The 3,159-nt window shown below is 41.3% G+C and carries 1 protein-coding gene and 1 pseudogene; both read right to left on the reverse strand.

Features of this window, described 5'->3' with window-relative positions:
* Positions 1–1,622, reverse strand: a pseudogene (locus tag EKM89_RS13650) (DNA topoisomerase); the annotation flags it as partial.
* Positions 1,597–3,159: MobA/MobL family protein (locus EKM89_RS13655; RefSeq protein WP_125689324.1), on the reverse strand; the 1,563-nt coding region annotated here is incomplete at its 5' end. The gene EKM89_RS13655 and the pseudogene EKM89_RS13650, both read right to left, overlap by 26 nt.

Genomic DNA, 3,159 nt, shown 5'->3' on the forward strand with positions numbered 1-3,159 from the left:
CTTTAACTTGGCGTCAAACGACTTTCCTTTTTTACTCTTGAAACCCTTTAATTTGCTCGTTTCCCCCTTGGTGACCAGCGCTTTAATTGCGGTCTTACCGAGGGTCTTACTGCTCCATTTCTTGGGCAGGGTAAAGCTTTCGCCTTGCTTAGGCTTTACAATGTAAAACTTCTGTTTATTTAAAACGGTCGCTTGCGGTGTTTCTAAGAAGACCTCGTCGGACTTTTGTGCTTGCTGTTGGTGATCGATTTGTTGCTTAATGGCTGCACTGCCAGTCAATTGCGTGGGAACATCAGCAATCAATTTTGATACAAACTTTTTAATTTGTTCTAAAAAGTTATCCGGGGTGCGTTCTTCGATACTGATTTGCTGTAACGCTTGCTCCCATTTTGCTGTCATTTCTGGGCTAGTTAATAAGGGTTCGAGTTCGACCGCTTTACATAAAGTAATTCCGGCTTCACTGACGTGTAGCTTGTTCTTTTCAGTGACGAGATAGCCGCGTTGCTTTAACACTTCTAGCACATTGGCCCGGGTCGCACTTGTCCCAATGCCTTGCACATCTTTGAGAATTGCCTGGGCTGCTTCATCACCAAGCGTTTTGCCGGCAGTCTTCATGGCCGTAATCAGGGTTCCTTCGGTAAAGGGTACCGGTGGTGTCGTTTTTTTTGCGGCGTTTGCAGATTCGCTGGAACTTGGTCGCCTTGGTGAACAATCGGTAGGGTGGCTGCTTCTTGCTGGTCGGCTTTGTTTTCATCAAATAATGCTTGCCAACCTTGCTTAGTTGGGACCTTACCGGTTGCTTTAAAATTAGCATCGCCGACTTGGGTAATAATGGTGGTTTCTTCATATTCGTAAGGATCAGCAAACATCGCTAACGTCGTTTTTAAAACTAAGTCATAGACTTGATGCTGTATTTTAGGTAAGGTAGCTAATTGATCTTTAGTCGGGACGACTTTAGTCATAATAATGGCATAGTGTTCTTCAACTTTTTTCCCATCAACATAGCGTTTGTTCGGAGTGGTATTGGTTAAAGCGACTGGCTTAGAGACCAAATTCAGATACTTCGTCAGATTAGCCACTAAATAATCAAATTCTTCATCAGTGATATAAGCACAATCGGTGCGGGGATAACTGAGCAGTTTGTCTTCGTATAAACTCTGAATGGCCGCCAAAGTCTGGCTGGCACTGGCATGATAACGTTTATTCATGGCACTCTGGAGACTGGATAGTGAGAATAGTTGGGGACTAGCACGCTTTTTAGCCTGGTTTTGAATGTCCTTGATTAAACCAGCCTGTGAGCCTTTCTGAACGTGTTTAGCTTGCATGAATGTCATTAGCCCTGTTTCGTCTTTAAATCGCTGATAGGGGTCTAATTTTGCGACGAATTTTTGCTGATTAGTTAAAATTTCCGCATTTAGTTCAAAATAGGGTTCCGGCTTAAAGTTTTTGATTGCCTGGTCTCTTTGATAAACCATATACAAAGTTGGCGTCTGTACTCGACCAATCGAGTACACCCCGCGCACCCCGTTTTGTCTTAATAGCAAGGTGTATAAAGGACTGCCAATCATTCCAATTAACCAGTCGCTAATTTTGTGATTACAAGTGCATGCCCCCATCTTCATGCCGGTTTCTAGTTTGGTGTTGCCGTTGCTTTTTCGTCATTTCCCACTCAGTCTCCTTTAAACCTTGCGCCTGTCTTTGTCGTTCGTAATCTTCATCACGGGCATATAGAACAGTCATGATCGCGTCACTAAAGGCCGTCTTTAAGTAATAGTCTGGACTAACTGGCTTGTAATTTAGCGGTTGATAATGTCCGATATTTTCTTTTCTGTACTGGTCGTCCTTGGCTTGTTGCCCTTTTAACTGCTTTTGGATTTTCTCGATCTGACTGTTCTTAATCGTCGGATCGGCTTTGCATTCGCCAAAAAAGAGTTGTTTAGTGCCATCATGCTTTAAAACCCGTTGTAAGTGATGATTTTCTAACTGATCTAAGCTAAGCTGTCCCGATAAATAAGCTAGTCCTTGTTGATGTTCTTGGGGACTGAACACCTGTGGTGGATTTGCTTGCCACTGTTCAATTGTTTCAGCCTGACATGGCTTTAAAACAGGATCATAGTACATCACGGCTGTATAGGCTTGTTCCTGTTTAATCAATGGCAATCCATCTAAATCGCCTTTGGGAAAGGCCCTTTTCAATACTTCATGGTATTGCGTTTTAATGACTTGCTTAACAGCCATGATTGTTCGCAAATCTTTGACTGCGCGAGTAATCTTTTGCTGCTCGGTTGGTGAATACTTTTCTAGTAGACCTTGATCAACGTGTTCTAGACTTTCTAAGCTATCATCATGAATCATCAGCGTATATTTAAGCTTGATTTTGACTTCCTTTTCTTGTTGCATTAATAACTTCCAGCCAACGTATGGCCGTTTGGTAAAGGTCAATAATTGTCGGGTCAATAAATCATCACGAATATTCATTAAACGTTCGTTTAATTCACTGCCTTTGAAAATCGTTTGTTCACTATTAGTTTCTTTAATCAATTCCCGTCGTTCAGCCGCGGTTGTCTGTTCAAAATCAAGCTCTGGATAAAGTTTTTTAGTCGTGCGATCAACTACTTTATTTAAGAGCTCATCTGCTTTTTTTAGTGAACTTTCTTGTTGGTTAATTGTCAATAATTGCTTAGTGACATCTTCACCAACAGCGTGCTTAATTAATGTACTGTTTTTCCAATTAAATAGCATGCGCCGCTTATCATCTAAACTTTCCAAACTAATATAAGTTTTCAGTTCGTGGCTTAACTCTTTGACCACTTTTTTCTCGTTAAACGAGAAGTGTTTACTTAGGCTATCCAAGTGGCCTCGATTAACTACTTTCTCCTGCATATTTTTATAGCCATCTTTGGACTTACGATAGTTCTTAACTTGTTGATTAAATGCCTTTCTTTCATGCCGTTTGCTATTGATTCCCTCGTGTTGCATTGGTGTGTCAGCTATTCCCTGTTCCACAAATGATTTTTCACTGATCCGATCAGGAATGTTTTTTTGCTCTAAAGCCTGATTTACACTTGCCGCCCAATTGTGCCGCCATTCAATTATTTTTTCTTTCTTATCCCAATCGACCATCAGTATCTTTCTACTCTTAGGGTACTTGCTAGTTCC

Source organism: Levilactobacillus fujinensis (assembly GCF_003946335.1).
GTDB lineage: Bacteria > Bacillota > Bacilli > Lactobacillales > Lactobacillaceae > Levilactobacillus > Levilactobacillus fujinensis.